Origin of the sequence: uncultured Oscillibacter sp. (assembly GCF_950073225.1) — a bacterium.
Lineage (GTDB): Bacteria > Bacillota > Clostridia > Oscillospirales > Oscillospiraceae > Oscillibacter.
Genome location: NZ_CATMPS010000005.1, coordinates 21528 through 47360, shown reverse-complemented (window position 1 = coordinate 47360; position 25833 = coordinate 21528). Strand labels below are relative to the sequence as shown.

Below are 25833 nucleotides of genomic sequence, written 5' to 3'. Positions count from 1 at the left end.
CGTGAAGACCGGGTCCCGTCTTTTATTCAATTTCAGCCTCCGTCCCGGGGAGAAAACGCTCCCGGAGCAGCTTTTGCATGTCCTCCGGCAGGGGGGCGGAGACCTCCACCCGCTCCCCGGTGACGGGGTGGGCCAGCGTCAGGGCGCAGGAGTGCAGGGCGGGCCGGGGGATGAGCCCCGGGTCTTCCGTGCCATAGAGCCAGTCCCCCGCCAGGGGACAGCCCAGGTACGCCATATGGACCCGGAGCTGGTGGGTCCGTCCGGTCTCCGGCCGGAGGGCCAGGAGGGATACCCCCTCCCCCTTGGCCAGCACCTCATAGTGGGACACGGCGCCGGCCCCGTCAGGGCGGACCCTCCGGGCCACGGCGGAGGATTCGTCCCGCCCGATGGGCGCGTCCACTGTCCCCCGCTCCGGAGCGGGACAGCCCAGGCATACCGCCCGGTATTCCCGCCGGAACGCCTGCGTGTGCAGGGCCCGCCGGAGCAGGTCGTGGACGTAGCCGCTCTTGGCCACCACCATCAGCCCGGTGGTGCCCTTGTCCAGGCGGCTGACCGGGTGAAAGATGAAGTCCGCCCCCCGCGTCCAGGCCAGGGCCCCCGCCACCGTGGGGGTGCCGGGGAGGAAGTTGGAGGCGTGGGCCGTCATGCCCGCGGGCTTGTTCACGATAAGCAGGTGCTCGTCCTCCCAGGCCACCGGCAGGGGCCAGTTCCCCGGGACGGCGGCGGTTCTGGGCGGGCGGCGGTCCTCCGTCTCCACCGCCAGCACGTCCCCGGCCCGGAGCACGTGAGGCGTGTGGACGGGGACGCCGTTGACGAAGATGCACTCCCCCCCGTGAGCCAGCCGGGAGACGGCGTGGGAGGAAAAGTGGAGCTTGGCCCGGAGGATGTGCCGCACCGCGGCCCCGTCCTCCTCCGGCGGGATGATTCTTGTAATCACCGCCATCACTCCACCCTCTTCCGGTCCCTGGAGAGATCCAGCCGCACCAGGGTCCCCTGTCCGGGGCGGGAGGCGATGGAAATATCGTGGTTCAGCCGGTCCATCACCTGGCGGCAGAGGCAAAGCCCGATGCCGGTGGACTTTTTGTCCTCCCGCCCGTTGAAGCCGGTGAAGCCCTTCTCGAAGACCCGGGGCAGATCCTCCGGCTGGATGCCGATGCCGCTGTCGGCGATGACCAGGGTGTCCCCGTCGCCGTAGATGCGGACCCGGCCCCCCTCGGGGGTGTACTTCACGGCGTTGGACAGCAGCTGCTCGATGACGAAGGACAGCCACTTCTCGTCCGTCAGCACGGTCTTCCCGGTCTCCTGAAAATCCAGGGAGATCTTTTTCAGGATAAAGAGGCGGGCGTACTTCCGCACGGCCTGGCGCACCAGCGCGTCCAGGCCGCAGTCCCGGAATACATAGTCCGTGGACTCGCTGCCCAGGCGGAGGTATCCCAGGACCATCTCCACGTACTGCTCGATTTTCAAAAGCTCCCCCTCCAGCTCCGGGTGGGGCTCCTCCTGGAGGAGCAGCCCCATGGCGGCGATGGGGGTTTTGATCTGGTGGGCCCAGAGGGTGTAGTAGTCCGTCATGTCCTGGATCCTGTTCCGGTCTTCCAGGGCCAGGGCGGCCCGCTCGGAGGCCAGGGCCTGGCACAGGGCCTGGTAGTCCTCCTCCAGCAGTCCCCCGGGGGGCGGCAGGGGGAGGACCTTCTCCCGGACCTGGACCAGCAGCCGCTCCAGCTCCCGGTGCCGCCGGAGAAACTGGACGTAGCCCACGGCGAACAAGGCAAGCCCCAGGGAAAAGCACAACACGAAGGCATAGCCCACCGACTCCAGAGGCAGGCCGTAGAGGTAGAAGACGGCGGAGCAGATGCCCAGGCACCCCGCCAGGAGGAAGAGCAGCTTCCAGTGCCGCCGGAAATACGCGCCCAGGATTCTCATACGGTTTCATCCTCCACCAGGTAGCCCGCGCCCTTTTTCGTGCGGATAAAGTCCGGCAGTCCCGCCGCCTCCAGCTTCCGCCGGAGGCGGTTCACGTTGACGGAAAGGGTGTTCTCGTCCACGAAGCTGTCCGACTCCCACAGGGCGGTCATCATGGCGTCCCGGCTGACGATCCGGCCCTTTTTCTCCAGCAGGAGCTGGAGAAGCTTTCCCTCGTTCCTCGTCAGCTCCACTCTCCGGCCGTTGACGGTGACCGTCCCGTTGGCGGGGTTCAGCGCCGCGGCGCCGCAGGAGAGCAGGGCCGGGGCGGAGGCGAAGTCATAGGCCCGGCGCAGCATGGCCTGGACCTTGGCGGAGAGGACCTGAAGGTCGAAGGGCTTGGCCAGCAGGTCGTCCCCGCCCATCTGCATGGCCATGACCAGGTTCACGTTGTCCGCGGCGGAGGTCAGGAAGAGGATGGGGACCTGGGAGACCTTGCGGATCTCCCGGCACCAGTGGTAGCCGTTGAAGAAGGGCAGGGAGATGTCCAGCAGCACCAGCTGGGGGCCGAAGTCCAGGAATTCCGCCATTACGGCGTCGAACTTTTTGGCGCAGGCCACCTGATAGCCCCAGCTCTCCAGGTGCCGGGCCACCGCCCCTGCGATGACGCCGTCGTCCTCTGCGATAAAAATACGGTACAAGCCGGACGCCTCCGTTTCCATCTAAAATATGTCTTCCTGTAGTATAGCACAGGAGCCCCGGCAAGTCGAGGGGCGGGCTTGGATTTTATCGGGAACGCGGGCCCGGCGGGAAGGGATCTGCTCCAATACGCTTGCAATCCGCTTTCGAAAGCCGTATACTATCCCCAACAACAAACAAAGGAGAAATGTCCCATGAAATCCTGTCCCGAAAGAGCGGCGGCCCTGGCGCTGCTGCGCAAGTACAACACCGAGCCCTTCCACCTCCAGCACGCCCTGACGGTGGAGTCCGTCATGGGCTGGTACGCCCGGGACCTGGGCTATGGCGAAGAGGCGGATTTCTGGTCCGCCGTGGGCCTCCTCCACGACGTGGACTTTGAGAAGTGGCCCGAGGAGCACTGCAAAAAGGCCCCCGAGCTGCTGGCGGAGATCGGCTGCTCCGACGAGCTGGTCCGCGCCGTGTGCAGCCATGGCTTTGGCATCTGCTCCGACGTGGAGCCTGTCCACGAGATGGAAAAGGTCCTCTTCGCCGCCGACGAGCTGACGGGCCTCATCGGCGCGGCGGCCCGGATGCGGCCCAGCAAGTCCTGCTCCGACATGGAGGTGTCCTCCCTCAAGAAGAAGTTCAAGGACAAGAAGTTTGCCGCCGGGTGCTCCCGGGACGTTATCAAGGACGGCGCGGCGCGCCTTGGCTGGGAGCTGGAGACTCTGATGGACAAGACCCTCCAGGCCATGCGGGAGAGCGAGGCCCGGGTGGCGGAGGAAACGGCCTCCTTGAGCTGAATCCGTTTTGTACGCGAAAAGAGCGCCGGGACGCCGCCCCGGCGCTCTTATGTTCCCTCAACCGAGGACCTCCAGCTTCCCGTCCTCCCCGAATTTCACGGGGACAATCTCGTTCCGGGTCTTCTGGGCGATGTCGTCAATGCGCATTTTAGAGGGGTAGTCCGCGATGAGGCTCACCGCCACCCCCTGGCGTTTCGCCCGGCCCGTCCGGCCGATGCGGTGGACGTAGTCCTGGTTTTCATCCGGCACGTCGCAGTTAAACACGATGTCCACGTCGTCCACGTCGATGCCCCGGGCGGCCACGTCGGTGGAGACGAAGACCCGGAGCCTGCCCTCCCGGAAGAGGTTCATCACCTGCTCCCGCCGCCGCTGGGGGATGTCTCCGTGGATGCACTCCGCGTCGATGCCCCGCATTTGCAGGAACTTGCAGATGCGCTCCGTGGAGCCCTTGGTGTTGCAAAAGGCCATGCAGCGGTCGAAGCCCGTCTCCTCCAGGATTCTGGCGATGACGTCCGCCTTTTCGTTTTGGGCCACGTCCATGCGGAACTGCTTGATGTCCGGCTTGTTCTGCTCGTCCTCCCGGACGGTGATTTCCGCCGCGTCCCGCTGGTAGACCCAGGCGATGTCCATGACCTCCCGGGAGATGGTGGCGGAGAAGAGGCCCAGGTTCTTCCGCTTGTTCATCTTGTCCAGAAGCCGGGTCACGTCGTGGATGAAGCCCATGTCCAGCATCCGGTCCGCCTCGTCCAGCACCACGGTCCGGGCGCTGTCCACCCGGACGGTGCGGCGCTTCATGTGGTCGCTGAGCCGGCCGGGGGTGGCAACCACGATCTGGGGCCGCTTTTTCAGCGCGTCGATCTGCTTCCCGATGGGCTGCCCGCCGTAAAGGCAGACGCAGCGGACGCCGGGGCGGAAGGCGGAGATGTCCCGGAGTTCGTCGGTGATTTGAATGGCCAGCTCCCGGGTGGGGGCCAGGATGACCGCCTGGACGGCGTCGTCCTCCGGGTCTATGTGCTCAATAATGGGGATGCCGTAGGCAAAGGTTTTGCCGGTGCCGGTGGGGGCCTTGGCGATGACGTCCTGCCAGGCCATCATGGGCGGGATGCAGCCCGCCTGGACGGGGGTGGTGACCTCCAGCTCCCGCCGCTGGATGGCCCGCATGATCTCCGGGGACAGGCCCAGGCTGTCGAACCGGACGCCTTCTGTATATTCCATAAATATTTCCTCTTTTCACGTAGTGGGGGCGTATGATAAAATGGACGCGGGTCCATAGAAACAAGATAAAGGTATTATACAGAAAAAGAGGCCTCTTGTAAAGCGGTCAGGCCTTACAAGTCCGATGATTTTAGAGGATTTTAAAACTTTAATCAATTAAAATCTAGTGGATCCAACAAATTATACATGGAAACCCGAAGAAATTATAGTAAAATTGTGTGTTGTAAACCCAACAAGCCCCATTTTTTATGATAAATTAAAGTTGGAAGACAAACCGGGTAAAAGTCAATAGGGGGGGTGTCGAACGTGGATGATATGGAGTATGTACGTATTCTTCGTGATTTGCGCGAAGACGCCGACAAGACACAGTCACAGATCGCCGAGGTCCTGGGAACGTCCCAGACCATGTACGCACGCTATGAGCGGGGCGCCAACGAGCTGCCCATCCATCATTTAATCACGTTGAGCAAGTATTACGGCGTCAGTACCGATTATCTGCTGGGGCTCAGCAAGGAACGATGAAACACGGACAGGAAGGTCTCCTGTCCGTGTTTTTTACTCGGGAAGGGCATCTGCCGAAACCGCCCCTCAGTGGATTTCCTGATCCAAAGCGCGGAATGCCTCCGTATCGAAAAACTCTGTGATGCTCAATCCAAGGCCGTCCGTCAACTTTTTCAGTGTGATGATGCCAAGATTGTGGGTCTTACGGTTCAGGAAATTATTGACCGTGGATTGCGGGACCGCCGCCAATTCACACATGCGGTTAACCGTGATATCCCTCTCCCGGCACAAAGCAATGATTCGGGTCCGTACCATATCCGCAATCCCCATAATGGTTCCCCTTTCCGTTTTCTTCCACATTACCATTCCTAGAGAAAAAGAATTGTGGGAATACGGTTGACTTATAAACCGAATACGGTTATAATGTGGGAATACGGGTAAAAGGAGGACATATGAAACAGTATGAGATTCGACTAAATAGAGAAGTGGCAATTTTCTATGAAAGAATCGCTTTCCAAGCGGGGCGGGATGTAGAGAAAGAAATAAACAAGGAGGTCTGCCGCAAAACGGCAGACCTCCTTCTATATCACACGCAGGGACACATTACCTGAGGCAGACCCAGGCGGTACGGCGGTTTCCACAAGCGGGAAACTCCCAGTCCGCCCCGCGGACCGTCCCCTTTGCGAAGGGAGCCGGCCCTGTTCCGCTCACAGCCTCGTCACAACGGGAATGACCATGGGGCTGCGCTTTGTCGTTTTGAACAGGTAGCTGCTGACGGCGGACTTCACCACGCCCCGGAGCTCCCCGTCGTCCCGCCCGCGCTTGCGGGTGACGGACTCCGCCGCGTCCATGGCGATGCCCTGAAGCTCCTTCATCAAATCCCCGGACTCCTTCACGTAGATGAAGCCCCGGGTGACGATCTCCGGCGGGCTCAGCAGGCCGCCGTCGTGGCTGGAGGTGGGCAGGACCACGACGACCATGCCGTCCTCGGCCAGGCGCTTGCGGTCCCGCATGACCACGGCGCCCACGTCGCCCACGCCGGAGCCGTCCACGTAGACCTCCCCGGCGGGCACCGCGCCGCCGGCTTTCAGCGTCTTGGCCGTCAGCTCAATGACGCTTCCGTTTTCCGCGATGGCGATGTGGTTCCGGTCCAGGCCCATCTGCTGGGCCACCTGGCTGTGGATCTGGAGCATCCGCTGCTCGCCGTGGAGGGGGATGAAGAACCGGGGCCGGGTGAGGGCGTGGATGATCTTCAGCTCCTCCTGGCAGGCGTGGCCGGAGACGTGGAGCATGTCGGCCTTGTCATAGACCACATGGACGCCCTTGCGGAACAGCTCGTTGATGACCCGGCTCACCGTCACCTCGTTGCCGGGGATGGCGGAGGCGGAGATGATCACCTTGTCCCCGGGGCCGACTTCCACCTGCTTGTGGGTGGAGAAGGCCATGCGGTACAGGGCGCTCATCTCCTCGCCCTGGGAGCCGGTGGTGACAATGACCTGTTTGTTTTTCGGCAGGCTCTTGATTTTATTGATGTCCACCAGGGTGTTCTTGGGCACCTTCATATAGCCCAGCTCTGTGGACACCCGCATGATGTTCTCCATGGACCGGCCCGTGACGGCCACCTTCCGCCCGTGGGCGGCGGCGGCGTCCAGCACCTGCTGGACGCGGTGGACGTTGGAGGCGAAGGTGGTGACGATGATCCGCTCCTCGCAGCCCTGGAACTGGCGCATGAAGGTCTGGCCCACGGCCCGTTCGCTGAGGGTGTAGCCCGGGCGCTCTACGTTGGTGGAGTCGGCGCAGAGGGCCAGGACCCCTTCCTTGCCCAGCTCGCCCAGCCGGGCCAGGTCGATGACCTCCCCGTCGATGGGGGTGGAATCGATTTTAAAGTCTCCCGTGTGGACCACGGTGCCCATATGGGTGTGGATGGCGAAGGCCACGGAGTCGGCGATGGAGTGGTTCACATGGATGAACTCCACGGTGAATTTCCCCGCCCGGACGGACTTGCCCGGCTCCACGGTGATGAGCTTGGTGCTCTTGACCAGGCCGTGCTCCTCCAGCTTCAGCTGGATGAGGCCCGCGGTAAACCGGGTGCAGTAGATGGGCATGTTTACCTGCTTGAGGACGTAGGGAATGGCCCCCACATGATCCTCGTGGCCGTGGGTGATGAACAGGCCCCGGATGCGGGCGCGGTTTTTGATGAGGTAGGTCACGTCGGGGATGATGCAGTCGATGCCGTACATGTCGTCCCCGGGGAAGGCCATACCGCAGTCTACCACGATGATTTCCCCGCCGTACTCATAGGCGGTCATGTTTTTGCCGATTTCATTCAGGCCGCCCAGAGGGATAATTTTCAGTTTTTCTGCCATAGATTGTAGAACTCCTTACCAATATAAAAAGATGTACCGCGGTCCTGTATCCGGCGTCTGGGCACAGCAAAGAAGAGACGCCCTCTGTCCGCCCGGCCCCGTTACGCCGGCGGAGGTTTGGCAGCGTCCTGTCGCAACCGAATATGAAAGCCGCTTTGAGCTTGAAAAGCCCTATATTATTTGACCAGCCGGGAAGCGCGTCCCGCCCTGGAAAAATACCGATATCAGCGCCGGGGACCCGCCCCGGCGGAACCGCCCCGGGCGCCCTGAACGGGCCGCCGGAACGTCAACTCGATATAGTATAGCACAGGAAAACCCGTTTGTATACAAAAACTTTTCGAAATCCGCCGGAAGATTGACGGCTCCTGGAAAATATGCTATCATATTCTCCAAATGCCGCGCTCAGATTCCGCCGCCGCCGGCGGAGGGGCGGAGCTTACAGGGGAGGTGCGTTTATGGGCGTCCACGACGGGCACCGGGACCGGATGCGGAAGCGCTTTTTGAAAAATGAGCTGAACGGCTTCGCGGACCACGAGGCCCTGGAGCTGCTGCTCTATTACGCCATCCCCAGAGGGGATGTGAATCCCTTGGCGCATGCCCTGATGGACCGGTTTGGAAGCCTTTCCGGCGTGTTCTCCGCGCCTGTGGAGCTGCTGGCCCAGGTGAAGGGCGTTGGAACGCAGACGGCGGTGCTGCTGCGCCTGGTTCCCCAAATCGCCCAGAGGGCCCGCCTGACGGACCTGGAGCGGGAGCTGGCGCTGAACACCCGGGCTCGGGTGGGGCAATATCTTCTGGAGCTTTTCTCCCGGGAGCGGAACGAGGCGGTGTATGAGATCTGCCTGGACGGAAAGGGAAAGCTGCTGGCCTGCCGCCGCCTGGGGGAGGGCAGCGCCTCGGCGGTGAACCTGGACATCCGCCAGATTGTGCAGAACGCCATCACCTTCTGCGCCAGCTCCGTCATTCTGGCCCACAACCACCCCAGCGGCGTGGCCCTGCCCTCCCAGGCGGACCAGGGGGCCACCCTTCGGGCCAAGGCGGCGCTGGAGTCTATAGACGTGCGGCTGGAGGATCACATCATCGTGGCGGACGGTGAGTATGTGTCCTTCTCCGAGTCGGGCTACTTGGGGTAAGCGGGTCCTGCTTTTGAAAAATATATCGAACAAACGTTGTAATCCGGCGGGCTTTGTGGTAAGATAACATCCGATCGCTTCACTGAAATCCCACCGGCAGGAGGTCCTCATGCCAAAGTTTCAAGTCGTATCCGAATACCAGCCCTCCGGCGACCAGCCGGAGGCCGTCGCCGCCCTGGCGGCGGGCATCGAGAGCGGGCTGAAGGAGCAGGTCCTCCTGGGCGTCACCGGCTCCGGCAAGACCTTCACCATGGCCAAGGTGATCGAGGCCGTCCAGCGGCCCACCTTGGTGCTGGCCCACAACAAGACCCTGGCGGCCCAGCTCTGCGCGGAGTTCAAGGAGTTTTTCCCGAACAACGCCGTGGAGTACTTTGTGTCCTACTACGATTACTACCAGCCGGAGGCCTATATTCCCCACACGGACACCTATATCGCCAAGGACGCCTCCACCAACGACGAGATTGACCGCCTCCGCCTCTCCGCCACCTGCGCCCTGCTGGAGCGGCGGGACGTCATCGTGGTTTCCTCCGTCTCCTGCATCTACGGCTTGGGGGAGCCCGATGACTTCGCCAAGATGGTGGTCTCCCTCCGGGCGGGGGCGGAATGGGACCGGGACGAGCTCCTCCGGCGGCTGGTGGAGATCCGCTATGAGCGAAACGACATCGCCTTTGAGCGGAACATGTTCCGGGTCCGGGGGGACACGGTGGAGATTTACCCCGCCTATTACAAGGACAAGGCCATCCGGGTGGAGTTCTTCGGGGACGAGATCGAGCGGGTCAGCGAGTTCAACCCCATCACCGGCTCTGTGAACCGGGTGCTGAACCACATTGCCATCTACCCCGCCAGCCACTATGTCACCACCAAGGACAAGATGGATCGGGCCATCGGGGAAATCCGCCGGGAGATGGAGGAGCAGGTCCAGGCCTTTACGGAGAACAACCAGCTGGTGGAGGCCCAGCGCATCCGCCAGCGGACGGAATACGACATGGAGATGATGGCGGAGCTGGGGTATTGCTCCGGCATTGAGAACTACTCCCGCATCATCTCCGAGCGGCCCCAGGGCTCCGCCCCCATGACGCTGCTGGACTTCTTCCCCGACGACTTCGTGCTGTTTGTGGACGAGAGCCACGTCACGCTGCCCCAGGTCCGGGCCATGTACAACGGGGACCACGCCCGGAAGGACTCCCTGGTGAAATACGGCTTCCGCCTCCCCTGCGCCTATGACAACCGGCCGTTGAAGTTCGAGGAGTTCGAGGGCCGCATTGGACAGGCTGTCTTTGTCTCCGCCACCCCCGGCCCCTATGAGCGGGGGCGGGCGGACCAGGTGGTGGAGCAGGTGATCCGCCCCACGGGACTGCTGGACCCCCAGGTGGAGGTCCGGCCCGTCACCGGGCAGATCGACGATTTGATGGAGGAGATCAGCGCTCGGGCGGCCAGGGACGAGCGGGTGTTGGTGACCACGCTGACGAAAAAAATGGCGGAGGACCTGACGGAGTATTTCAAAAACGCCGGCATCAAGGTCCGCTATATGCACTCCGATGTGGAGACCATCGAGCGGATGGAGATCATCCGGGATCTGCGGCTGGGGAAGTTCGACGTGCTCATCGGCATCAACCTTCTGCGGGAGGGGTTGGACCTTCCCGAGGTCAGCCTGGTCGCCGTGCTGGACGCGGACAAGGAGGGCTTCCTCCGGTCCGAGACGTCCCTGATTCAGACCATCGGCCGGGCGGCCCGGAACGCGGAGGGCCTGGTTATCCTCTACGCGGATACCATCACCCCCTCCATGCGGGCGGCCATGGACGAGACGGAGCGCCGCCGGGGGATTCAGGACCGCTTCAACCAGGAGCACGGCATCGTCCCCAAGACCATCATCAAGGGGGTCCGGGAGGTGCTGGAAATCTCCACCACCGCCGAGGACGAGACCACCCGGGCCCGCCACCACCGCAAGCTGACGAAGCAGGAGCGGGACGCGGAGATCAAGCGACTGGAAAAGGAAATGAAGGAAGCCAGCAAGATGCTGGAATTCGAATACGCCGCGGTTCTGCGGGACCGGATTATCGAATTGCGGGGGGAGAAATAAGCGGGCAAGGAGCGAAATATGGACGGCAGGGTATTGGTTTGCTGCAAAAGCGTAACCGGCTTCACCCGGCGGTACGCCGGGGTGATTGCCCGCGAGGCAGGCGGCACGCTGATGGATTGGAAGGATGTCTCCGCGAAAACGGCGGCTCCCTATGAAACCATGGTATTTGGCGGAAGATTTCGCGCCGGGACGGTGGACGGGCTGAAGCGGGCAAAAGCGATCGCGCGGTCAAGCGGGGCGGCGCTGATGGTCTTTGCCACAGGCGCGATGCCCGCCGGGGCGGCGGAGATGGTGCTGCGGCAGACCTGGGAGAAAAATTTCACGGCGGACGAGCTGGACCGGATTCCCCATTTTTATATGCCGGGAGGGCTGTGCTACGAAAAGATGCCGCTGTTGGACCGGGCGCTGATGAAAACCTTTGCCGCCGTGATGAAGCGGCGTCTTAAGGGAAAAGAGGAACTGTCGGAGCAGGACCGGGAATTCGTTCGTATGATTTCCACGTCCTATGATCTCTTCTCCGAGGATTTCGCCAACCCCTTGATCGCCCTGTTGAAAAAGACGGAGGATGGGAAATGAAATACGATTGGCTGGACGAATACCTTCTGTCCCTCCCTGGGGCGGAGAAGGACTATAAGCCCGAATGGGCCTGGTTCCGGTATAGGATCCGGGGCAAGCTCTTTGCCGCCGTCTGCTCCCCCAGCGGGATGAAGGACGAGGCGTACAACGGGCACGACCTGGTGAACCTGAAATGCGAGCCCGCCCGGAGCGAAATTCTCCGGGCGGCCCACCCCGAAATCCTGCCGGGGTTCTACTGCGACAAGCGCAGCTGGATCGCCTGCCTTTTGGACGGGGGCCTGCCGGATGAAACCCTCCGGGAGCTCTGCGCGGAGTCCCACGGGCTGGTTTTGAAGAAGCTGCCCAAGTATGTGCAGCGGGAGATTTTGGGAGAATAGATGGAGACGCAAAAAAGAGCCCCGGCCAGCGCCGCAATCCTGGCGGCGGCGGCTCTGTGGGGCATGATCGGATTATGGAACCGGACGCTGATGGCGGCGGGCCTTTCGCCTCTTTCCATCGTTGTGGTGCGGAACCTGGGGGGAATGCTTCTCCTGGCGGCGTTCTTCGCCGTGAAGGACCGGAGCGTCTTCCGGGTGGAGCGGAGGCACCTCAAATATTTTCTCGGCACCGGCGTGGTCAGCGTGGTGTTTTTCACCGTGTGCTACTTCTCCTGCCAGAAGCTCTGCTCCCTGGCGGCGGCCTCCATTTTGCTCTACACCGCCCCCTCCTTCGTGGTGATTCTGTCCGCCGTTTTGTGGAAGGAGCCGGTGACCGGGAAAAAGCTCCTGGCCCTGGGCCTGACCCTGCTGGGCTGCGCGTGCGTCTGCGGCGTGTTCAGCGGCGGGCTGTCCGTCACGATCCCCGGCGTCCTCCTGGGCCTGGGGTCCGGGTTCTTCTACGCGCTGTACAGCATTTTCGGCCGCTACGCCCTGGCCCACTACCCGCCCCTGACGGTGACGGTCTGGACCTTCCTCTTCGCGGGCCCCGCCTCCCTAGTCCTGATCCGCCCGGCGGAGCTGGCGGGGACTTTCGGCGGCAACCCCGGCCTCTGGGGGACGGCCCTGGCTCTGGCGGTGTTCTCCACCGCCATACCCTACCTTCTTTATACCTGGGGCCTTGCCCGGACAGAACCGGGGAAAGCCTCCATCCTGGCCAGCCTGGAGCCGGTGGCGGCCACCCTGACGGGCGTGCTGGCCTTTGGCGAGACCCTGGGGCCGCTGACGGCCCTGGGGATTCTCTGCGTCCTGGCGGGCGTGATCATTTTGAGGTGAACCATGGCAAAGAAAAAGGACGAGAAAACCAATGTAATGCGCATCCTGGACCAGAAAAAGATCCCCTATATCCCCCATTTCTATGAGGAGGAAGAGGGCCCGGAGGGCACCCGGGACTATGGCGTCCATGTGGCCCAGGCCCTGGGGCAGGACCCCAAGCGGGCCTTTAAGACCCTGGTGGCAAAGGGGGCCTCCGGAGCCTACCACGTCTTTGACATCCCCGCAACCGACAGCCTGGACCTGAAAAAAGCGGCGAAGGCGGCGGGGGAGAAATCCATCGACCTTCTGCCGGTGAAGGATATCACCGCCGTAACGGGGTACATCCGGGGCGGATGCAGCCCGGTGGGCATGAAGAAGCAGTATCCCACCATTTTCCACCAGACGGCCCTGGAGTTTGAAACCATCTACGTGTCCGCCGGGAAGATCGGCGCCCAGGTGGAGGTGGAGCCTCGGGCGCTGTTAGGCCTTCTCCGGGCGGAAACGGCGGATATCATTATTTAAAAAGGAAAGGCCCAGATGGAGACCGGCGGCGAAGGCGGCGGCGGACCATTGATAATAGTAGTGACTGACCTGATCGTAAATGTGGATTCGGCGGCGTTCCTCAATCGGGAGGGCGTTCAAAAGGTCGACCAGTTCCCCATGGGGAAAATTGTTCAGCTCTTTCAGAACGGACTCGCCATAGGTGTCGAAAAGTCTTTGAATGGTTGGGTCCATAATCATCACCACACGAATTATTATAATGTCATTATACCTCTTTAAAATTCGTATGTCAAGGAGTTTCTATGAATACTTTGGAAATTTTCGGCGTACGGCTAAAGGCTTTACGGAAAGAACGGCGAATATATCAGCGGGAAATGGGAGAATTGCTTGGAGTTACACTCCGCCACTATCAGAAAATTGAGTATGGAGAAATCAACATTTCTGCCTTGACATTATGCACCCTGGCGGATTATTTTGGAGTGAGTACCGATTATCTGCTGGGGCGGTCTGAGGAGAGATAGGGGGAAACCTGGGGGAGGGCGGACACACAGGTCCGCCCCTACAGGGTGTCCTATCGGGAGAAGGATGGGCCCGGAAGGAATGGCCTACCGGGAGAAGGGCAGTTCCTGGAGAATGGCCTGACCAGGGGGTCAGGCCCCACAAAGAGAGTTTTCCGGTCTACCGGAATATTTCCATTATGGAAATGGTCTACCGATAGAAGGGTGGGTCCCACAGTGTCCTATTGAGAGAAAGGTAGTCCCGGAAAAGGCGGACATCCACCCTCTACCACCAGATTAGCGGCAGCGAAAAGAGGAGGGAGTCCATTCGATAACCACCAAAACCCCCGCTCAGACTACGCCGCGGGCAGAAGGCATGCGTACCCGGAGGAAGCACCTCTTGCGCGACCCCCGTCCCACGTCCCCCCGCAGGGGCGATCCTTCTTTTTCTCTTTTGGACCGTGCACGGCCCGTTTTCTCTTTTTCTTCTGGAAGAAAAAGAGAAAATGGGGGGTGCAATGAACCAGCCATCGCTGGTATCCAATTCGCCCCGCCCGCAAGGGCGAGAACAACCCTCCCCCTGGCAGGGGGAAAAACAAGGAGCCCCCTTATGCAAGATAAAATCATCGTAAAAGGCGCCCGCGCCAACAATCTCAAGAACATCGACGTGACCATCCCAAGGGACAAGCTGGTGGTCATGACGGGCCTCAGCGGCAGCGGCAAATCCTCCCTGGCCTTCGACACCATCTACGCCGAGGGCCAGCGGCGCTATGTGGAATCCCTGTCCTCCTATGCCCGGATGTTCCTGGGCCAGATGGAAAAGCCGGACGTGGACTACATCGAGGGCCTGAGCCCCGCCATCTCCATCGACCAGAAAACCACCTCGAAAAACCCCCGGTCCACCGTGGGCACCGTCACCGAGGTCTATGACTACCTCCGCCTCCTCTGGGCCCGGGTGGGCACCCCCCACTGCCCCAAGTGCGGCAAGGTGATCCGCCAGCAGACCATCGACCAGATCATTGACCAGGTGCTCTCCCTCCCCGAGGGGACCCGCATCCAGGTGATGGCCCCCGTCATCCGGGGCAAAAAGGGCGAGCACGCCAAGGTCTTCGAGGACGCCAAGCGCTCCGGCTACGTCCGGGTCCGGGCCGACGGGAACCTCTATGAGCTGGACGAGGAGATCAAGCTGGAAAAAAATAAAAAGCATAACATCGAGGTCATCATCGACCGCCTCATTATCCGCCCCGACATCCAGCAGAGATTGACGGACAGCGTGGAAACCGCCTCCGCCCTCTCCGGCGGGCTGGTGGTGGTGAACCTCCTGCGGGAGGAACAGGACCTGATGTTCTCCCAGAACTACGCCTGTGAGGACTGCGGCGTCTCCATCGAGGAGCTGACCCCCCGGATGTTCTCCTTTAACAACCCCTTCGGGGCCTGCCCCACCTGTACGGGCCTGGGCAGCCAGTTGAAGGTGGACGTGTCCCTGGTGGTCCCGGAGCCGAAAAAGTCCATTCTGGAGGGGGCCATCCAGGCCAGCGGCTGGGGAAATATCCGCTCCGACGGCATCTCCCGGATGTACTTCGACGCGTTGTCAAAAAAATACCGCTTCTCCCTGGAGGAGCCCTGGGAAACCCTGTCCGATGAGGCCAAGGACATCATCCTCTACGGCACCAAGGGGGAGAAGCTGGAGCTCCACTATGACCAGCCCCGGGGAAAGGGCGTGCTGTACCAGCCCTTCGAGGGCATCTGCAACAACGTGGAGCGCCGCTATCAGGAGACTCAGAGCGACGCCAGCAAGCGGGAGCTGGAGGAGCTGATGACCGAGTGCCCCTGCCCCGCCTGCAAGGGCCGGAGGCTGAAAAAGGAGTCCCTGGCGGTCACCGTGGGAGAAAAGGACATCGACGCCCTGACCCGTTTGTCCGTGGTGGACGAATTGGCCTGGGTGGAGCAGCTGGAGCTGACGGAGCAGCAGCATTTGATCGCCGATCGGATCTTGAAGGAAATCAAGTCCCGCCTGGGCTTCCTCCAATCCGTGGGCCTGGGCTACCTGACGCTGAGCCGGGCCGCCGGGACCCTCTCCGGCGGCGAGAGCCAGCGCATCCGCCTGGCAACCCAGATCGGCTCCAGCCTCATGGGGGTGCTGTATATCCTGGACGAGCCCTCCATCGGCCTCCACCAGCGGGACAACGACAAGCTGCTGGCGACCCTGCGGAACCTCCAGAGCCTGGGAAACACCCTCCTGGTGGTGGAGCACGACGAGGACACCATGCGGGAGGCGGACTACCTCATCGACATCGGCCCCGGCGCGGGCGTCCACGGCGGGCAGGTGGTGGCGGCGGGCACGCCGGAGGAGGTCATGGCCAACCCGGATTCCCTGACGGGCCAATACCTCTCCGGGAAGAAACGGGTGCCCATTCCAGATGTCCGCCGTCCCGGAAACGGGAAATTCCTCCATGTCCGGGGGGCGGAGGAGAACAACCTCCGCAAGGTGGACGTGGACTTCCCCCTGGGGACCTTCACGGTGGTCACCGGCGTGTCCGGCAGCGGCAAGTCCTCTCTTGTCAACGAGGTGCTGTTCAAGCGCCTGGGAGCGGAGCTGATGCGCATGAAGGTCCACCCGGGCAAGTGCGCGGGCATCGACGGCCTGGAGCATCTGGACAAGGTGGTCAGCATCGACCAAAGCCCCATTGGCCGGACGCCCCGGTCCAACCCCGCCACCTATACGAACCTCTTCAACGACATCCGGGACCTCTACGCCTCCACCCAGGAGGCCAAGAGCCGGGGCTACGGCCCGGGCCGGTTCAGCTTCAACGTCCGGGGAGGACGCTGCGAGGCCTGCTCCGGTGACGGCGTGCTGAAAATCGAGATGCACTTCCTGCCGGACATCTTCGTCCCCTGCGAGGTGTGCAAGGGCCGCCGGTACAATCGGGAGACCCTGGAGGTCCATTATAAGGGGAAAAATATCTCCGAGGTGCTGGGCATGACGGTGGACGAGGCGCTGGAGTTCTTCGCCCCCCTGCCGAAGCTCCGCAACCGCCTCCAGACCCTCCAGGACGTGGGCCTGGGGTACGTGAAGCTGGGCCAGCCCTCCACGGAGCTCTCCGGCGGCGAGGCCCAGCGGGTAAAGCTGGCCACGGAGCTTTCCAAGCAGGCCACCGGAAAAACCATCTATATTCTGGACGAGCCCACCACGGGCCTTCACACCGACGATGTGCGCAAGCTCCTGGAGGTCCTCCAGCGGCTGGTGGACAGCGGAAACACGGTGGTGGTCATCGAGCACAACCTGGACGTTATCAAGTCCGCCGACTGGATCATCGATCTGGGCCCCGAGGGGGGCGACGGCGGGGGAAACATCGTCTGCACCGGCACGCCGGAGAGTGTGGCCGCCTGTAAGGAATCGTATACCGGGCAGTATCTCAAAAAGGTCCTGGTGCGGTAAAAAAAGCCGGACCACGGTTATAAAAACACTTTTAAAAAGTAATATTGCTCAAAGAAAGTTGAGGATCACCTATGAACATTCAAAAAACCGCCATGATCACCGTCTGCGGACGGCCCAACGTGGGCAAGTCCAGCCTGACCAACGCCCTGGTGGGGGAGAAAATCGCCATCGTCTCCAACAAGGCCCAGACCACCCGGAACCGCATCTACGGCGTGGTCAACCGGGAGGACACCCAGTTCATCCTCCTGGACACCCCGGGCCTCCACCGGCCCAAGTCCGCCCTGGGGGACTACATGGTCAAGGTCGTCACCGCCAGCCTCTCCGACGTGGACTGCGCCCTGCTCCTGGTGGAGCCCATCCCCCATGTGGGCGGGCCGGAAAAGGCCCTCATCGACCGGGTGCGGGAGGAAGGACTCCACTGCATCCTGGCCGTCAACAAAATCGACACCGTGGAGCCCGCGGAGCTCCTCCCCGTCATCGCCGCCTACAGCGAGGCCTGGGACGGCTTCGACGCCATCATCCCCATTTCCGCCCGCACCGGCGATGGCCTGGAGGAGCTGATGGCGGAGCTGGGGAAATACGCCCAGGAGGGGCCCCAGCTCTTCCCCGACGGGCAGACCTCCGACCAGCCGGAGCGGCAGGTCATGGGAGAGCTGCTCCGGGAGAAGCTGCTCCTCTGCCTGGACAAGGAGATCCCCCACGGCACCGCCGTGGAAATCACGAAATTTTCCGAACGGGACTCCGGCGTTGTGGACGTGGGGGCCACCATCTACTGCGAAAAGGCCAGCCACAAGGGCATTATCATTGGAAAGCAGGGGGCCATGCTGAAAAAAATCAGCTCTCTGGCCCGGCACGACATGGAGAAATTCATGGGCACCCAGATTTACCTGGAAACCTGGGTGAAGGTCAAGGAGAACTGGCGGGACAACGTGAACTACGTCCGCAGCCTGGGCTACCGGGAGGACTAAAATTTTCATTCCAGATTGACCGGAACTTTCCACGTATCCTTTTCGACAGCAATCGCAGACTATTCCCAAAAGGAGGCCTGCGACATGGACCATATGGAACCCGCGCCCCTCTGGGAGCTGTTCTGCCTCACCGGCGAGCCCCTGGCCTATATGCTCTATCGGTCGGCGGAGGGCGAAACCGATAACTTTTTGTCATAAACGGAGAGATGATTCCTCTCCGTACATAAAGGAGGGAGGCCGCCGTGGCGGGAACGCCCTATGCCGTGGACCGCGGCGTGGTCCTGCGGGAGACGGAGACCAAGGAGACGGATAAAATCCTGACCCTCCTGACCTGGGAGGCGGGGAAAATCGGGGTCATCGCCCGGGGGGCCCGGCGGAAAAACTGCAAATTTGCCGCCGCCGCCCAGCCCCTGGCCTACGCCGAGTGGACCCTGTACCAGCGCAAGGACTGGCACTACGCCAGCGACGCGTCCACCCTGGATTTGTTTGACGGCCTCCGGGGCGACCTGACGGCCCTGGCCCTGGGCTGCTACATGGCGGAGCTGACGGAGGCCGTCTGCCCGGAGGCCGTGCCCGCCCCGGAGCTGCTGCGGCACCTCCTCAACGGGCTGTATGCCCTTTCCGCTTTACACAAGCCCCCCGCCCTGGTGAAGCCCGCCTTTGAGCTGCGGCTTCTGTGCCTTGCGGGCTATGAGCCCCTGGCGGACGCCTGCGCCCTCTGCGGAAGGGAAGACCCGGCGGAGCCGGTGCTGGACACGGTCCAGGGGGTGCTCCGCTGCCGGGACTGCGGCGGGGGAGGCGGGCGGCCTCTTTGCCGGGACTCCCTGGCGGCCCTGCGGCATATCGTCTATGGGGACCCCAAGCGGCTGTATTCCTTCCGCCTGGGGGAGGAGGCCCTGGGCCGCCTGACGGCGGCGGCGGAAGCCTTCCTCTACGCTCAGCTGGAGCGGGGCTTCGGAACGCTGGACTTTTACAAAAGCATGATATGAGACGGATTCCTTCCGGCCCCGCTGCCCTGGAGCGGGGAGCTTTGCGCCGGAAGGGAGCGAAAGCGGATTCCCTTGACAGGAGGAATTTCTATGAGCGAGCTGTTTGAAAAATCCCTCCGCACCCTGGAGCTGCCCCGGGTGCTGCAACTGCTGTCCGGCGCGGCCGTCAGCGCCGAGGCCAAGGAGCGGGCTCTCCGGGTCTCCCCGGAGACGGAAGTGGAGGAGGTCCTGCGCCTCCTGGACCAGACCGACGCCGCCCGGCAGATGATCGGCCGGCGGGGGGCCCCCTCCTTCTCCGGCGTGAAGCCGGTGGGAGAGGCCCTGGACCGGGCGGACCGGGGGGGCAGCCTGAACACCCGGGAGCTGCTGCGGATCGCGGACCTGCTCACCGCCGCCCGGCGGGCCAAGGAGTACTTTAATGACGACGCGGCGGAAAAAACCGCCATCGACCACCTGTTTCTCTCCCTCCACGGCAACCGCTTCCTGGAGGACAAGATCAAGCGCTGCATTCCCGACGAGGACACCATCGCCGACGCGGCTTCCCCGGAGCTGGCGGACATCCGCCGCCACATGCGGGCCGCCCAGGCCAAAAGCCGCCAGATTCTCCAGCGGATCATCTCCTCCCCCAGCTACGCCAAGGTGCTTCAGGAGACCATCATCACCCAGCGGGACGGGCGTTTCGTGGTGCCCGTGAAGGCGGAGCAGAAGGGGAACCTCCCCGGCCTGGTTCACGACATCTCCTCTTCCGGAGCCACGGTATTCGTGGAGCCCATGGGGGTGGTCCAGGCCAACAACGAGTACGTGGAGCTGGAGGCCAAGGAGCAGAAGGAGATTGAGCGCATCCTGGCGGAGCTCTCCGCCGAGGCCGCCGCCCACCGGGAGGATATCCAGTGGGATTATGACACCCTGGTCCACCTGGATTTGATCTTTGCCCGGGGAGAGCTCAGCTATAAGATGGACGGCGTGCGGCCGGAGATTCGCCGGGACGGGGCCATTCACCTGCGGAAGGCCCGGCACCCCCTGCTGGACCCCAAGACGGCGGTACCCATCGATTTAGAGCTGGGGGAGGCCTTTGACACCCTGGTGATCACCGGCCCCAACACCGGCGGCAAGACCGTGTCCCTGAAAACCCTGGGCCTCTTGACCCTCATGACCCAGTGCGGCCTCCACATTCCGGCGGCGGACCGCAGCGCCGTGGCGGTCTACGACCGGGTGCTGGCGGACATTGGCGACGAGCAGAGCATTGAGCAGAGCCTGTCCACCTTCTCCGCCCACATGACCAACATCGTGGGGATTCTAAAGGAGGCGGACGGGAAGAGCCTCATCCTCTTCGACGAGCTGGGGGCGGGCACGGACCCGGTGGAGGGCGCGGCCCTGGCCATCGCCGTTATCCAGCACGTCCGCTCCGCCGGGGCGAAAATCGCCGCTACCACCCACTACGCGGAGCTGAAAACCTTTGCCATGACCACCGCCGGGGTGGAGAACGCCTCCTGCGAGTTCAACGTGGAAACCCTGAGCCCCACCTACCGGCTCCTCATCGGCATCCCCGGCAAGTCCAACGCCTTCGCCATCTCCCGGCGGCTGGGGCTTCCCGAGGAGGTCATTGAAGCCGCCCAGACCCAAATGAGCGGGGACAGCGTCCGGTTTGAGGACGTGCTGACCCAGCTGGAGGCCAAGCGCCAGGCCCTGGAAAAGCGGGACGCGGAGTCGGACCGCCTCTTCCGCCAGCGGGAGGAGGATGCCCGCAAGGCCCGGGAATTCCGGGAGCAGATGGAGCGGGCCAAGGAAAACGCCCGGAGCCGGGGCGAGGCGGAGGCCAAGCGCATCCTCCGGGACGCGAAAGCGGCGGCGGACCAGACGTTCAATGAGCTGGCGGAGCTCCGGCGGCGGCAGGCCGCGGCGGATTCCGCCCAGAACATCAACGACGCCCAGGCCGCCATCCGGGCGGGGCTCCACCAGGCGGAGGACCGCCTCCGCTTGGAGAAGGACCGCCCCGAGCCCATCCCCAAGCCCAGCCGCCCCATTCAAAAGGGCGACCTGGTGGAGTTCCCCGGCGTGCGCCAGCCCGCCGAGGTGATTTCCGTGGGGAAGGACGGCACCCTGCAATTGAAGGCGGGGGTGCTGAAAATGAAAGCCAAGGCGGAGGAGGTCCGGCTGATCGAGGACGACGAGCGCGCCGCCCGGAAGCCCAAGACCCCCGTCCGCTCCGGGGGGACCCGGACCCTCCGGGCCGCCGCCAGCCGGGAGCTGGACATCCGGGGGATGGAAACTCTGGAGGCGGAGAGCGTGGTGGAGGGCTTCCTGTCCGCCGCCGTCATGGGCAAGCTGGAAACCGTCACCATCATCCACGGCAAGGGCACCGGGGCCCTCCGCAAGGCCGTCCACGACATCCTCCGCCGGAGCAAGGCGGTGAAGAGCTTCCGCCTGGGGGTCTATGGCGAGGGTGAGAGCGGGGTTACGGTGGTGATGATGAAGTGAGTTTCATAAAGTAGCTATATAATCAAAAAGTCTGCAAGGGTCCGCCTGAAATAGGTGGACCCTTGAAAAACATTCCGTCACATTGTTGCAAAGTCAACCAATATTTGCTATACTGTTTCTACAATATCACAATAGAGGTGGTTGTTATGCAAAAATTGGAAAAACAATTTCATATTGCCTGTACCGCCGGCGACATCGGCCGCTACTGCATTCTCCCCGGCGATCCCGGCCGGGTCCCCGCCATTGCCGCCTACTTTGACGACGCGAAGCAGGTGGCCTATAACCGGGAGTACAACGTCTGGACCGGCACGCTGCTGGGGGAGAAGGTGACGGCCTGCTCCACCGGCATCGGCGGGCCCTCCGCCTCCATCGCCATGGAGGAGCTCCACAAGTGCGGCGCGGACACCTTCATCCGCACGGGCACCTGCGGCGGCATCGACGTAAACGTCCAGTCCGGGGACATCGTGGTGGCCACCGGCGCCGTCCGGTTTGAGCACACCAGCCTGGAATACGCCCCCTTGGAGTTCCCCGCCGTGGCGGACTTCGGCATCGTGGACTGCCTGGTTCGGGCCACTAAGGCCCTGGGCTATCCTCTCCACACCGGCATCGTCCAGTGCAAGGACAGCTTCTACGGCCAGCACGACCCCGCTGCCTCCCCGGTGTACTACGAGCTCCAGCAGAAGTGGGAGAGCTGGAAGCGCCTGGGGGTGAAGGCCAGCGAGATGGAAAGCGCCGCGCTCTTCGTGGTGGCCGCCGCCCTGGGCTGCCGCTGCGGCAGCTGCTTCCATGTGGTCTGGAACCAGGAGCGGGAGGCCGCGGGCCTGGACCAGAAGATGAGCGAGGACACCTCTACCTCCGTCCGGGTGGCGGTGGAGGCCCTGAAGCTCCAGATCGAGGCGGACCGGGCCGCGAAAAAGTAAGAAGAGCCTCTTACATTTCCCAAAATCCGGCCGATATTCCGAAAAGAAGGGAATCGAGGCAGGGGCGTTTCCATTGAACGGATTCAAAGACGGGGCGCTCAAAACCCAATGAATCTGTGAAATGGAGGAAAAACCATGATTCAAGCGACAAGCAGACAGAGCATCCCCAAAGAGTGGATGGACCCCATCGGCCCGAACGTGGGCTACGCCAAGCCGGAATTCCGGGAGCAGGTGCTGGAGATGGCGAAAAAGGGGAGCGCGGCGCACTTCGACCGTCTAAGGGACCGGCTGGAAAACGGAGTAATCAAGACCCCGTTGACGGCGGAGCAGAAGCAGTACCTGAAGGAGAATTTCGACCTGAAAAATATGAGCTGGGAGGACTACCAGTCCCTCATCGGCAAGCTCTGCGAGTTTGGCGTTTTGGACCAGGAGGACAAGGATTTCCTCCATTGCGGGTTCAGCGGCCTGGAAATGACTCCTGTCGATCTCTCCGGGCCCACCTGCACCGCCAGCCTTTATACGGCCCCCGTCAGGGACCCCTGGTCCTTTGATTCCTGGAAGGGCGACGTTCTGGGCTGGATGAAATTCCTCTCCAGCTTCCAGAGCTGGGATTCGGACAGCCAATCCTGGCGGAAGACCGATGAGGCCCGCCTGTTCGGGAAGGTCCGGGACCTCCTGGACGCGATCGCCTGACGGGCTTTCAAACCAATCGAAAGGGAGGCTGGACGATGATTTCAGCGGCAAACGCCTTTGGCTGTGGAGGGCCGAGAGCCCCTCGCGCTCCGTCCTATACCGGAATGGGACACCAGGCTCTTCTGTCAGGCTTTATGGAGGAGTTCCGCAAAGCCCAGGCCAAGTCCTGCAAGCAGGAAGTGGAGGAGCTCAAACGGGCCGGACTGTCGGATAAGCTGGCCGGGAAGGAAGACGCACGGCGGGACGAAGACGAAAAATTCACTTTCTAAAAGCGTATAAAAAAGGTGGACCGCCGCCCGGCGGTCCACCTTTTTTCTGCCTTGAGGCCTTACTGGATGCCCAGCACCTTGTAATCCTGGTCCTCCACGGCCTTCTTCAAAGCCTCGTCGGCCAGGGCCCCGGAAAGGGTTACCACTGCCGTGCCGCTCTCGTGGCTGACGTTGGCGGCGCTGACCTCCGGCAGGGCTTCCAGGGCCTTCTTAACTCTGGCCTCGCAGTGCCCGCACATCATGCCCTCGATTTTCATGGTCTTTTCCATAGTCGTTACCTCCTCGGAATGTTTGGAATGTTTGGATTTTAAGGGTTTATCTTTTCTCGCGTCCCGCAGGTTGAACAGGTTCAGCCGCAGGGCGTTGGAAACCACGCAGAAGCTGGAGAGGCTCATGGCCGCCGCGCCGAACATGGGGTTCAGCGTCAGCCCGAAGGGGATGAAGAGCCCCGCCGCGAGAGGAATGCCGATGGTGTTGTAGAAGAAGGCCCAGAACAGGTTCTCATGGATGTTCCGCAGGGTGGCCCGGCTGAGCCGGATGGCGGCGGGCACGTCCAAGAGGCGGCTTTTCATCAGCACCACGTCCGCCGCGTCAATCGCCACGTCCGCCCCCGCGCCGATGGCGACGCCGGTGTCCGCCCGGGTCAGGGCCGGGGCGTCGTTGATGCCGTCCCCTACCATGGCCACCCGGCCCTGCTCTTTGAGCCTCCGGATAACGCTCTCCTTGCCGTCGGGCAGGACCCCGGCGATGACCTCGTCCACCCCGGCCTGTTTCCCGATGGCCTGGGCGGTGCGCTGGTTGTCGCCGGTGAGCATCACCACCCGGATGCCCATGTTCTGGAGCTCCTTCACCGCCTGGGGACTGTCCTCCTTGATAACGTCCGCCACGGCGATGACGCCCAGCAGCGCCCCGTTTTGGCTGAAAAACAGCGGGGTCTTGCCCTGGCCCGCCAGGGCCTCGGCCTTGGACTGAAGGTCCTGGGGGACCGCGGCCTGGGTGCTGATAAAGCTGAGATTGCCGCCGCTGAGGGCCGCGCCGTTCAGCCGGGCGGTGAGGCCGTTCCCCGGCAGGGCCTGGAAGTCCGTGACCTCCTCCGCCGGGATTTGCTCCTCCTCCGCTCTTTGCAAGATGGCCTTCGCCAAGGGATGCTCGCTCTTTTGCTCCAGGGCGCGGGCCAGCCGGAGCAGTTCCGTTTCCGTAAGTCCTTGGACCGGGAGAATGTCCGTTACCTTGGGCTCTCCCTGGGTGATGGTGCCGGTCTTGTCCAGGGCCACGATCTCCGTCCGGCCCGCGGCCTCCAGAGAGGCGGCGGTTTTAAAGAGGATGCCGTTTTTCGCCCCCATGCCGTTGCCCACCATGATGGCGACCGGCGTGGCCAGCCCCAGGGCGCAGGGGCAGGAGATCACCAGCACGGAGATGCCCCTTGCCAGGGCGAAGCCGACGGTCTGCCCCAGCAGCAGCCACACCAAGGTGGTCGCCAGGGCCACGCCGATGACCGCCGGGACAAAGACGCCGGAAACCCTGTCGGCAATTTTGGCGATGGGAGCCTTGGTTGCCGCCGCGTCGCTGACCATCTGGATGATCTGGGAGAGGGTGGTGTCCTCTCCCACTCGGGTGGCCCGGCACTTGAGGAAGCCGGACTGGTTCACCGTGGCGGCGGACACGCCGTCCCCCGGAGCCTTGTCCACGGGGATGCTCTCCCCGGTGAGGGCGGACTCGTTGACGGCGCTGGAGCCCTCCACCACCACCCCGTCCACCGGGATGTTCTCGCCGGGGCGGACCAGGAAGATATCGTCCTTTTGGACCTGCTCGATGGGGACGGTGATTTCGTTCCCGTCCCGTTCCAGCACGGCGGTCTTGGGGGCCAGCTTCATGAGGCTTTTCAGCGCGTCGGTGGTCTTCCCCTTGGAGCGGGCCTCCAGCATCTTGCCCACGGTGATGAGGGCCAGGATCATGGCGGCGGACTCGAAGTAGAACTCCATCATGTAGTCCATCACCGCGCCCATGTCCCCCCGGACCTGGGCGTCCGTCATGGCGAAGAGGGCATAGGTGCTGTAAACAAAGGCCGCCGAGGCCCCCAGGGCCACCAGGGTGTCCATATTCGGGGCCCGGTGCCAGAGGCTCTTGAAGCCGCTGACGAAGAATTTCTGGTTAATGACCATGACGGCCACCGTCAGAAGAAGCTGGATCAGGCCCATGGCAATGTGGTTTCCATGGAGGAACTGGGGGACGGGCCAATTCCACATCATATGGCCCATGGAAAAGTACATAAGCACCGCCAGGAAAATCAGGGAGGACCACAGCCGCTCTTTCAGCAGGGGGGTCTCATGGTCCGCCAGAGCCTCCTCGGGATTGGCGGCGGGTCCGGCGGAGGCGGCTTTTGACCCGCCCTTTTGGGACGCGCCGTAGCCCGCGCTCTCCACGGCGGCGATGACCTCGGCGGCGGAGGCGCTGCCCTCCACGCCCATGGAGTTGGTCAAGAGGCTGACGGAGCAGGCCGTGACCCCCGGCACCTTGCCCACGGCCTTTTCCACCCGGGCGGAGCAGGCGGCGCAGCTCATGCCGGTGACGTTATACTGTTCCATATGCAGAACCTCCT

General features: G+C 62.8%; 25 protein-coding genes. 17 read left to right on the top strand and 8 right to left on the bottom strand.

What is annotated here, in order from left to right; all coding sequences use genetic code 11:
• Nucleotides 1–22 precede the first annotated feature (22 nt).
• The 3 genes from Q1M04_RS04605 to Q1M04_RS04595 are packed head-to-tail and all read right to left on the bottom strand — an operon-like array spanning nt 23 to nt 2603.
• Nucleotides 23–943, bottom strand: a complete 921-nt coding sequence (locus Q1M04_RS04605) for an RluA family pseudouridine synthase (protein ID WP_297997340.1) — start codon at nt 941–943, stop codon at nt 23–25.
• Nucleotides 943–1923, bottom strand: a complete 981-nt coding sequence (locus tag Q1M04_RS04600) for a sensor histidine kinase (protein WP_204791449.1) — start codon at nt 1921–1923, stop codon at nt 943–945. Before Q1M04_RS04600 ends, Q1M04_RS04605 begins: the two co-directional genes overlap by 1 nt.
• Complete coding sequence (locus tag Q1M04_RS04595; protein WP_204791450.1) at nt 1920–2603, bottom strand: response regulator transcription factor; 684 nt, start codon at nt 2601–2603, stop codon at nt 1920–1922. Before Q1M04_RS04595 ends, Q1M04_RS04600 begins: the two co-directional genes overlap by 4 nt.
• 192 nt (nt 2604–2795) lie before the next feature.
• Between Q1M04_RS04595 and Q1M04_RS04590 the strand changes: the two genes are divergently transcribed.
• Nucleotides 2796–3383 carry a hydrolase gene (locus Q1M04_RS04590; RefSeq protein WP_295758301.1) on the top strand — a complete coding sequence of 196 codons (588 nt, stop codon included), beginning with the start codon at nt 2796–2798 and terminating at the stop codon, nt 3381–3383.
• Between the two features lie 57 nt (nt 3384–3440).
• On the opposite strand, the gene Q1M04_RS04585 is transcribed toward Q1M04_RS04590, so the two are convergent.
• On the bottom strand, nt 3441–4598 hold the full coding sequence (locus Q1M04_RS04585; RefSeq protein ID WP_295758305.1) for a DEAD/DEAH box helicase: 1158 nt from the start codon (nt 4596–4598) through the stop codon (nt 3441–3443).
• A gap of 315 nt (nt 4599–4913) precedes the next feature.
• On the opposite strand from Q1M04_RS04585, the gene Q1M04_RS04580 reads away from it, so the two are divergent.
• The gene (locus Q1M04_RS04580; RefSeq protein WP_204791453.1) at nt 4914–5120 is read left to right on the top strand and encodes a helix-turn-helix domain-containing protein; all 207 of its coding nucleotides are present in this window, start codon (nt 4914–4916) and stop codon (nt 5118–5120) included.
• 66 nt (nt 5121–5186) lie between these two features.
• On the opposite strand, the gene Q1M04_RS04575 is transcribed toward Q1M04_RS04580, so the two are convergent.
• Nucleotides 5187–5414, bottom strand: a complete 228-nt coding sequence (locus Q1M04_RS04575; protein WP_300446687.1) for a helix-turn-helix transcriptional regulator — start codon at nt 5412–5414, stop codon at nt 5187–5189.
• 137 nt (nt 5415–5551) lie between these two features.
• Between Q1M04_RS04575 and Q1M04_RS04570 the strand changes: the two genes are divergently transcribed.
• Nucleotides 5552–5710 carry a hypothetical protein gene (locus Q1M04_RS04570; RefSeq protein ID WP_297997344.1) on the top strand — a complete coding sequence of 53 codons (159 nt, stop codon included), beginning with the start codon at nt 5552–5554 and terminating at the stop codon, nt 5708–5710.
• A 96-nt stretch (nt 5711–5806) separates the two neighbouring features.
• Here the strand turns inward: Q1M04_RS04570 and Q1M04_RS04565 are convergent, their stop codons facing one another.
• Nucleotides 5807–7465 (bottom strand): ribonuclease J, encoded by a 1659-nt coding sequence (locus tag Q1M04_RS04565; RefSeq protein WP_297294052.1) that lies wholly within the window; start codon nt 7463–7465, stop codon nt 5807–5809.
• 455 nt (nt 7466–7920) lie between these two features.
• Between Q1M04_RS04565 and radC the strand changes: the two genes are divergently transcribed.
• The 6 genes from radC to ybaK all read left to right on the top strand — a co-directional run bounded on the left by radC (nt 7921) and on the right by ybaK (nt 13002).
• Nucleotides 7921–8595, top strand: coding sequence for a RadC family protein (gene radC / locus Q1M04_RS04560; protein WP_297300716.1), 675 nt, complete (start codon nt 7921–7923; stop codon nt 8593–8595).
• 109 nt (nt 8596–8704) lie between these two features.
• Complete coding sequence (gene uvrB, locus Q1M04_RS04555; RefSeq protein WP_297997347.1) at nt 8705–10675, top strand: excinuclease ABC subunit UvrB; 1971 nt, start codon at nt 8705–8707, stop codon at nt 10673–10675.
• An 18-nt stretch (nt 10676–10693) separates the two neighbouring features.
• A complete protein-coding gene (locus Q1M04_RS04550; RefSeq protein ID WP_297294050.1) occupies nt 10694–11251 on the top strand; it encodes a flavodoxin domain-containing protein in 558 nt (185 codons plus the stop codon).
• Complete coding sequence (locus tag Q1M04_RS04545; protein WP_297997349.1) at nt 11248–11628, top strand: MmcQ/YjbR family DNA-binding protein; 381 nt, start codon at nt 11248–11250, stop codon at nt 11626–11628. Before Q1M04_RS04550 ends, Q1M04_RS04545 begins: the two co-directional genes overlap by 4 nt.
• Entirely contained in the window at nt 11629–12501 is an 873-nt protein-coding gene (locus Q1M04_RS04540) for a DMT family transporter (protein WP_297997351.1), read from the top strand.
• Between the two features lie 3 nt (nt 12502–12504).
• Nucleotides 12505–13002, top strand: a complete 498-nt coding sequence (gene ybaK, locus Q1M04_RS04535; protein ID WP_297997353.1) for a Cys-tRNA(Pro) deacylase — start codon at nt 12505–12507, stop codon at nt 13000–13002.
• Here the strand turns inward: ybaK and Q1M04_RS04530 are convergent.
• The gene (locus tag Q1M04_RS04530; protein WP_297997355.1) at nt 12961–13215 is read right to left on the bottom strand and encodes a hypothetical protein; all 255 of its coding nucleotides are present in this window, start codon (nt 13213–13215) and stop codon (nt 12961–12963) included. The genes ybaK and Q1M04_RS04530 overlap by 42 nt on opposite strands.
• A gap of 68 nt (nt 13216–13283) precedes the next feature.
• Between Q1M04_RS04530 and Q1M04_RS04525 the strand changes: the two genes are divergently transcribed.
• The 8 genes from Q1M04_RS04525 (at nt 13284) to Q1M04_RS04490 (ending at nt 23234) form a co-directional block, all read left to right on the top strand.
• Nucleotides 13284–13502 (top strand): helix-turn-helix domain-containing protein, encoded by a 219-nt coding sequence (locus Q1M04_RS04525; protein ID WP_295757460.1) that lies wholly within the window; start codon nt 13284–13286, stop codon nt 13500–13502.
• Nucleotides 13503–14088: 586 nt separating this feature from the next.
• Nucleotides 14089–16917, top strand: coding sequence for an excinuclease ABC subunit UvrA (gene uvrA, locus Q1M04_RS04520; protein ID WP_297294046.1), 2829 nt, complete (start codon nt 14089–14091; stop codon nt 16915–16917).
• Between the two features lie 71 nt (nt 16918–16988).
• Complete coding sequence (gene era, locus Q1M04_RS04515) at nt 16989–17885, top strand: GTPase Era (protein WP_297997357.1); 897 nt, start codon at nt 16989–16991, stop codon at nt 17883–17885.
• 242 nt (nt 17886–18127) lie between these two features.
• Complete coding sequence (gene recO, locus Q1M04_RS04510) at nt 18128–18874, top strand: DNA repair protein RecO (RefSeq protein WP_297997359.1); 747 nt, start codon at nt 18128–18130, stop codon at nt 18872–18874.
• 90 nt (nt 18875–18964) lie between these two features.
• A complete protein-coding gene (locus Q1M04_RS04505) occupies nt 18965–21352 on the top strand; it encodes an endonuclease MutS2 (protein ID WP_297997361.1) in 2388 nt (795 codons plus the stop codon).
• A gap of 146 nt (nt 21353–21498) precedes the next feature.
• Nucleotides 21499–22272, top strand: coding sequence for a uridine phosphorylase (udp, locus tag Q1M04_RS04500; protein WP_293281202.1), 774 nt, complete (start codon nt 21499–21501; stop codon nt 22270–22272).
• 135 nt (nt 22273–22407) lie between these two features.
• Nucleotides 22408–22965, top strand: a complete 558-nt coding sequence (locus Q1M04_RS04495; protein ID WP_204790512.1) for a hypothetical protein — start codon at nt 22408–22410, stop codon at nt 22963–22965.
• Between the two features lie 35 nt (nt 22966–23000).
• Nucleotides 23001–23234, top strand: a complete 234-nt coding sequence (locus tag Q1M04_RS04490) for a hypothetical protein (protein ID WP_297997364.1) — start codon at nt 23001–23003, stop codon at nt 23232–23234.
• A 59-nt stretch (nt 23235–23293) separates the two neighbouring features.
• Here Q1M04_RS04490 and Q1M04_RS04485 read toward each other — a convergent pair whose 3' ends face one another.
• Nucleotides 23294–25819 (bottom strand): heavy metal translocating P-type ATPase, encoded by a 2526-nt coding sequence (locus tag Q1M04_RS04485; protein ID WP_297997366.1) that lies wholly within the window; start codon nt 25817–25819, stop codon nt 23294–23296.
• Between the last annotated feature and the right edge of the window lie 14 nt (nt 25820–25833).

Excerpts from the sequence above, each read along its gene's own strand:
- Q1M04_RS04585 (WP_295758305.1), bottom strand. The coding sequence starts at position 4,598 with ATGGAATATACAGAAGGCGTCCGGTTCGACAGCCTGGGCCTGTCCCCG.
- Q1M04_RS04495 (WP_204790512.1), top strand. The coding sequence starts at position 22,408 with ATGATTCAAGCGACAAGCAGACAGAGCATCCCCAAAGAGTGGATGGAC.
- uvrA (WP_297294046.1), top strand. The coding sequence starts at position 14,089 with ATGCAAGATAAAATCATCGTAAAAGGCGCCCGCGCCAACAATCTCAAG.
- radC (WP_297300716.1), top strand. The coding sequence starts at position 7,921 with ATGGGCGTCCACGACGGGCACCGGGACCGGATGCGGAAGCGCTTTTTG.
- Q1M04_RS04540 (WP_297997351.1), top strand. The coding sequence starts at position 11,629 with ATGGAGACGCAAAAAAGAGCCCCGGCCAGCGCCGCAATCCTGGCGGCG.
- Q1M04_RS04505 (WP_297997361.1), top strand. The coding sequence starts at position 18,965 with ATGAGCGAGCTGTTTGAAAAATCCCTCCGCACCCTGGAGCTGCCCCGG.
- Q1M04_RS04490 (WP_297997364.1), top strand. The coding sequence starts at position 23,001 with ATGATTTCAGCGGCAAACGCCTTTGGCTGTGGAGGGCCGAGAGCCCCT.
- Q1M04_RS04530 (WP_297997355.1), bottom strand. The coding sequence starts at position 13,215 with ATGGACCCAACCATTCAAAGACTTTTCGACACCTATGGCGAGTCCGTT.
- Q1M04_RS04590 (WP_295758301.1), top strand. The coding sequence starts at position 2,796 with ATGAAATCCTGTCCCGAAAGAGCGGCGGCCCTGGCGCTGCTGCGCAAG.
- Q1M04_RS04570 (WP_297997344.1), top strand. The coding sequence starts at position 5,552 with ATGAAACAGTATGAGATTCGACTAAATAGAGAAGTGGCAATTTTCTAT.
- Q1M04_RS04525 (WP_295757460.1), top strand. The coding sequence starts at position 13,284 with ATGAATACTTTGGAAATTTTCGGCGTACGGCTAAAGGCTTTACGGAAA.
- uvrB (WP_297997347.1), top strand. The coding sequence starts at position 8,705 with ATGCCAAAGTTTCAAGTCGTATCCGAATACCAGCCCTCCGGCGACCAG.
- udp (WP_293281202.1), top strand. The coding sequence starts at position 21,499 with ATGCAAAAATTGGAAAAACAATTTCATATTGCCTGTACCGCCGGCGAC.
- Q1M04_RS04580 (WP_204791453.1), top strand. The coding sequence starts at position 4,914 with ATGGAGTATGTACGTATTCTTCGTGATTTGCGCGAAGACGCCGACAAG.
- Q1M04_RS04565 (WP_297294052.1), bottom strand. The coding sequence starts at position 7,465 with ATGGCAGAAAAACTGAAAATTATCCCTCTGGGCGGCCTGAATGAAATC.
- Q1M04_RS04575 (WP_300446687.1), bottom strand. The coding sequence starts at position 5,414 with ATGGTACGGACCCGAATCATTGCTTTGTGCCGGGAGAGGGATATCACG.
- Q1M04_RS04605 (WP_297997340.1), bottom strand. The coding sequence starts at position 943 with ATGGCGGTGATTACAAGAATCATCCCGCCGGAGGAGGACGGGGCCGCG.
- Q1M04_RS04485 (WP_297997366.1), bottom strand. The coding sequence starts at position 25,819 with ATGGAACAGTATAACGTCACCGGCATGAGCTGCGCCGCCTGCTCCGCC.
- Q1M04_RS04600 (WP_204791449.1), bottom strand. The coding sequence starts at position 1,923 with ATGAGAATCCTGGGCGCGTATTTCCGGCGGCACTGGAAGCTGCTCTTC.
- era (WP_297997357.1), top strand. The coding sequence starts at position 16,989 with ATGAACATTCAAAAAACCGCCATGATCACCGTCTGCGGACGGCCCAAC.
- Q1M04_RS04545 (WP_297997349.1), top strand. The coding sequence starts at position 11,248 with ATGAAATACGATTGGCTGGACGAATACCTTCTGTCCCTCCCTGGGGCG.
- ybaK (WP_297997353.1), top strand. The coding sequence starts at position 12,505 with ATGGCAAAGAAAAAGGACGAGAAAACCAATGTAATGCGCATCCTGGAC.
- Q1M04_RS04550 (WP_297294050.1), top strand. The coding sequence starts at position 10,694 with ATGGACGGCAGGGTATTGGTTTGCTGCAAAAGCGTAACCGGCTTCACC.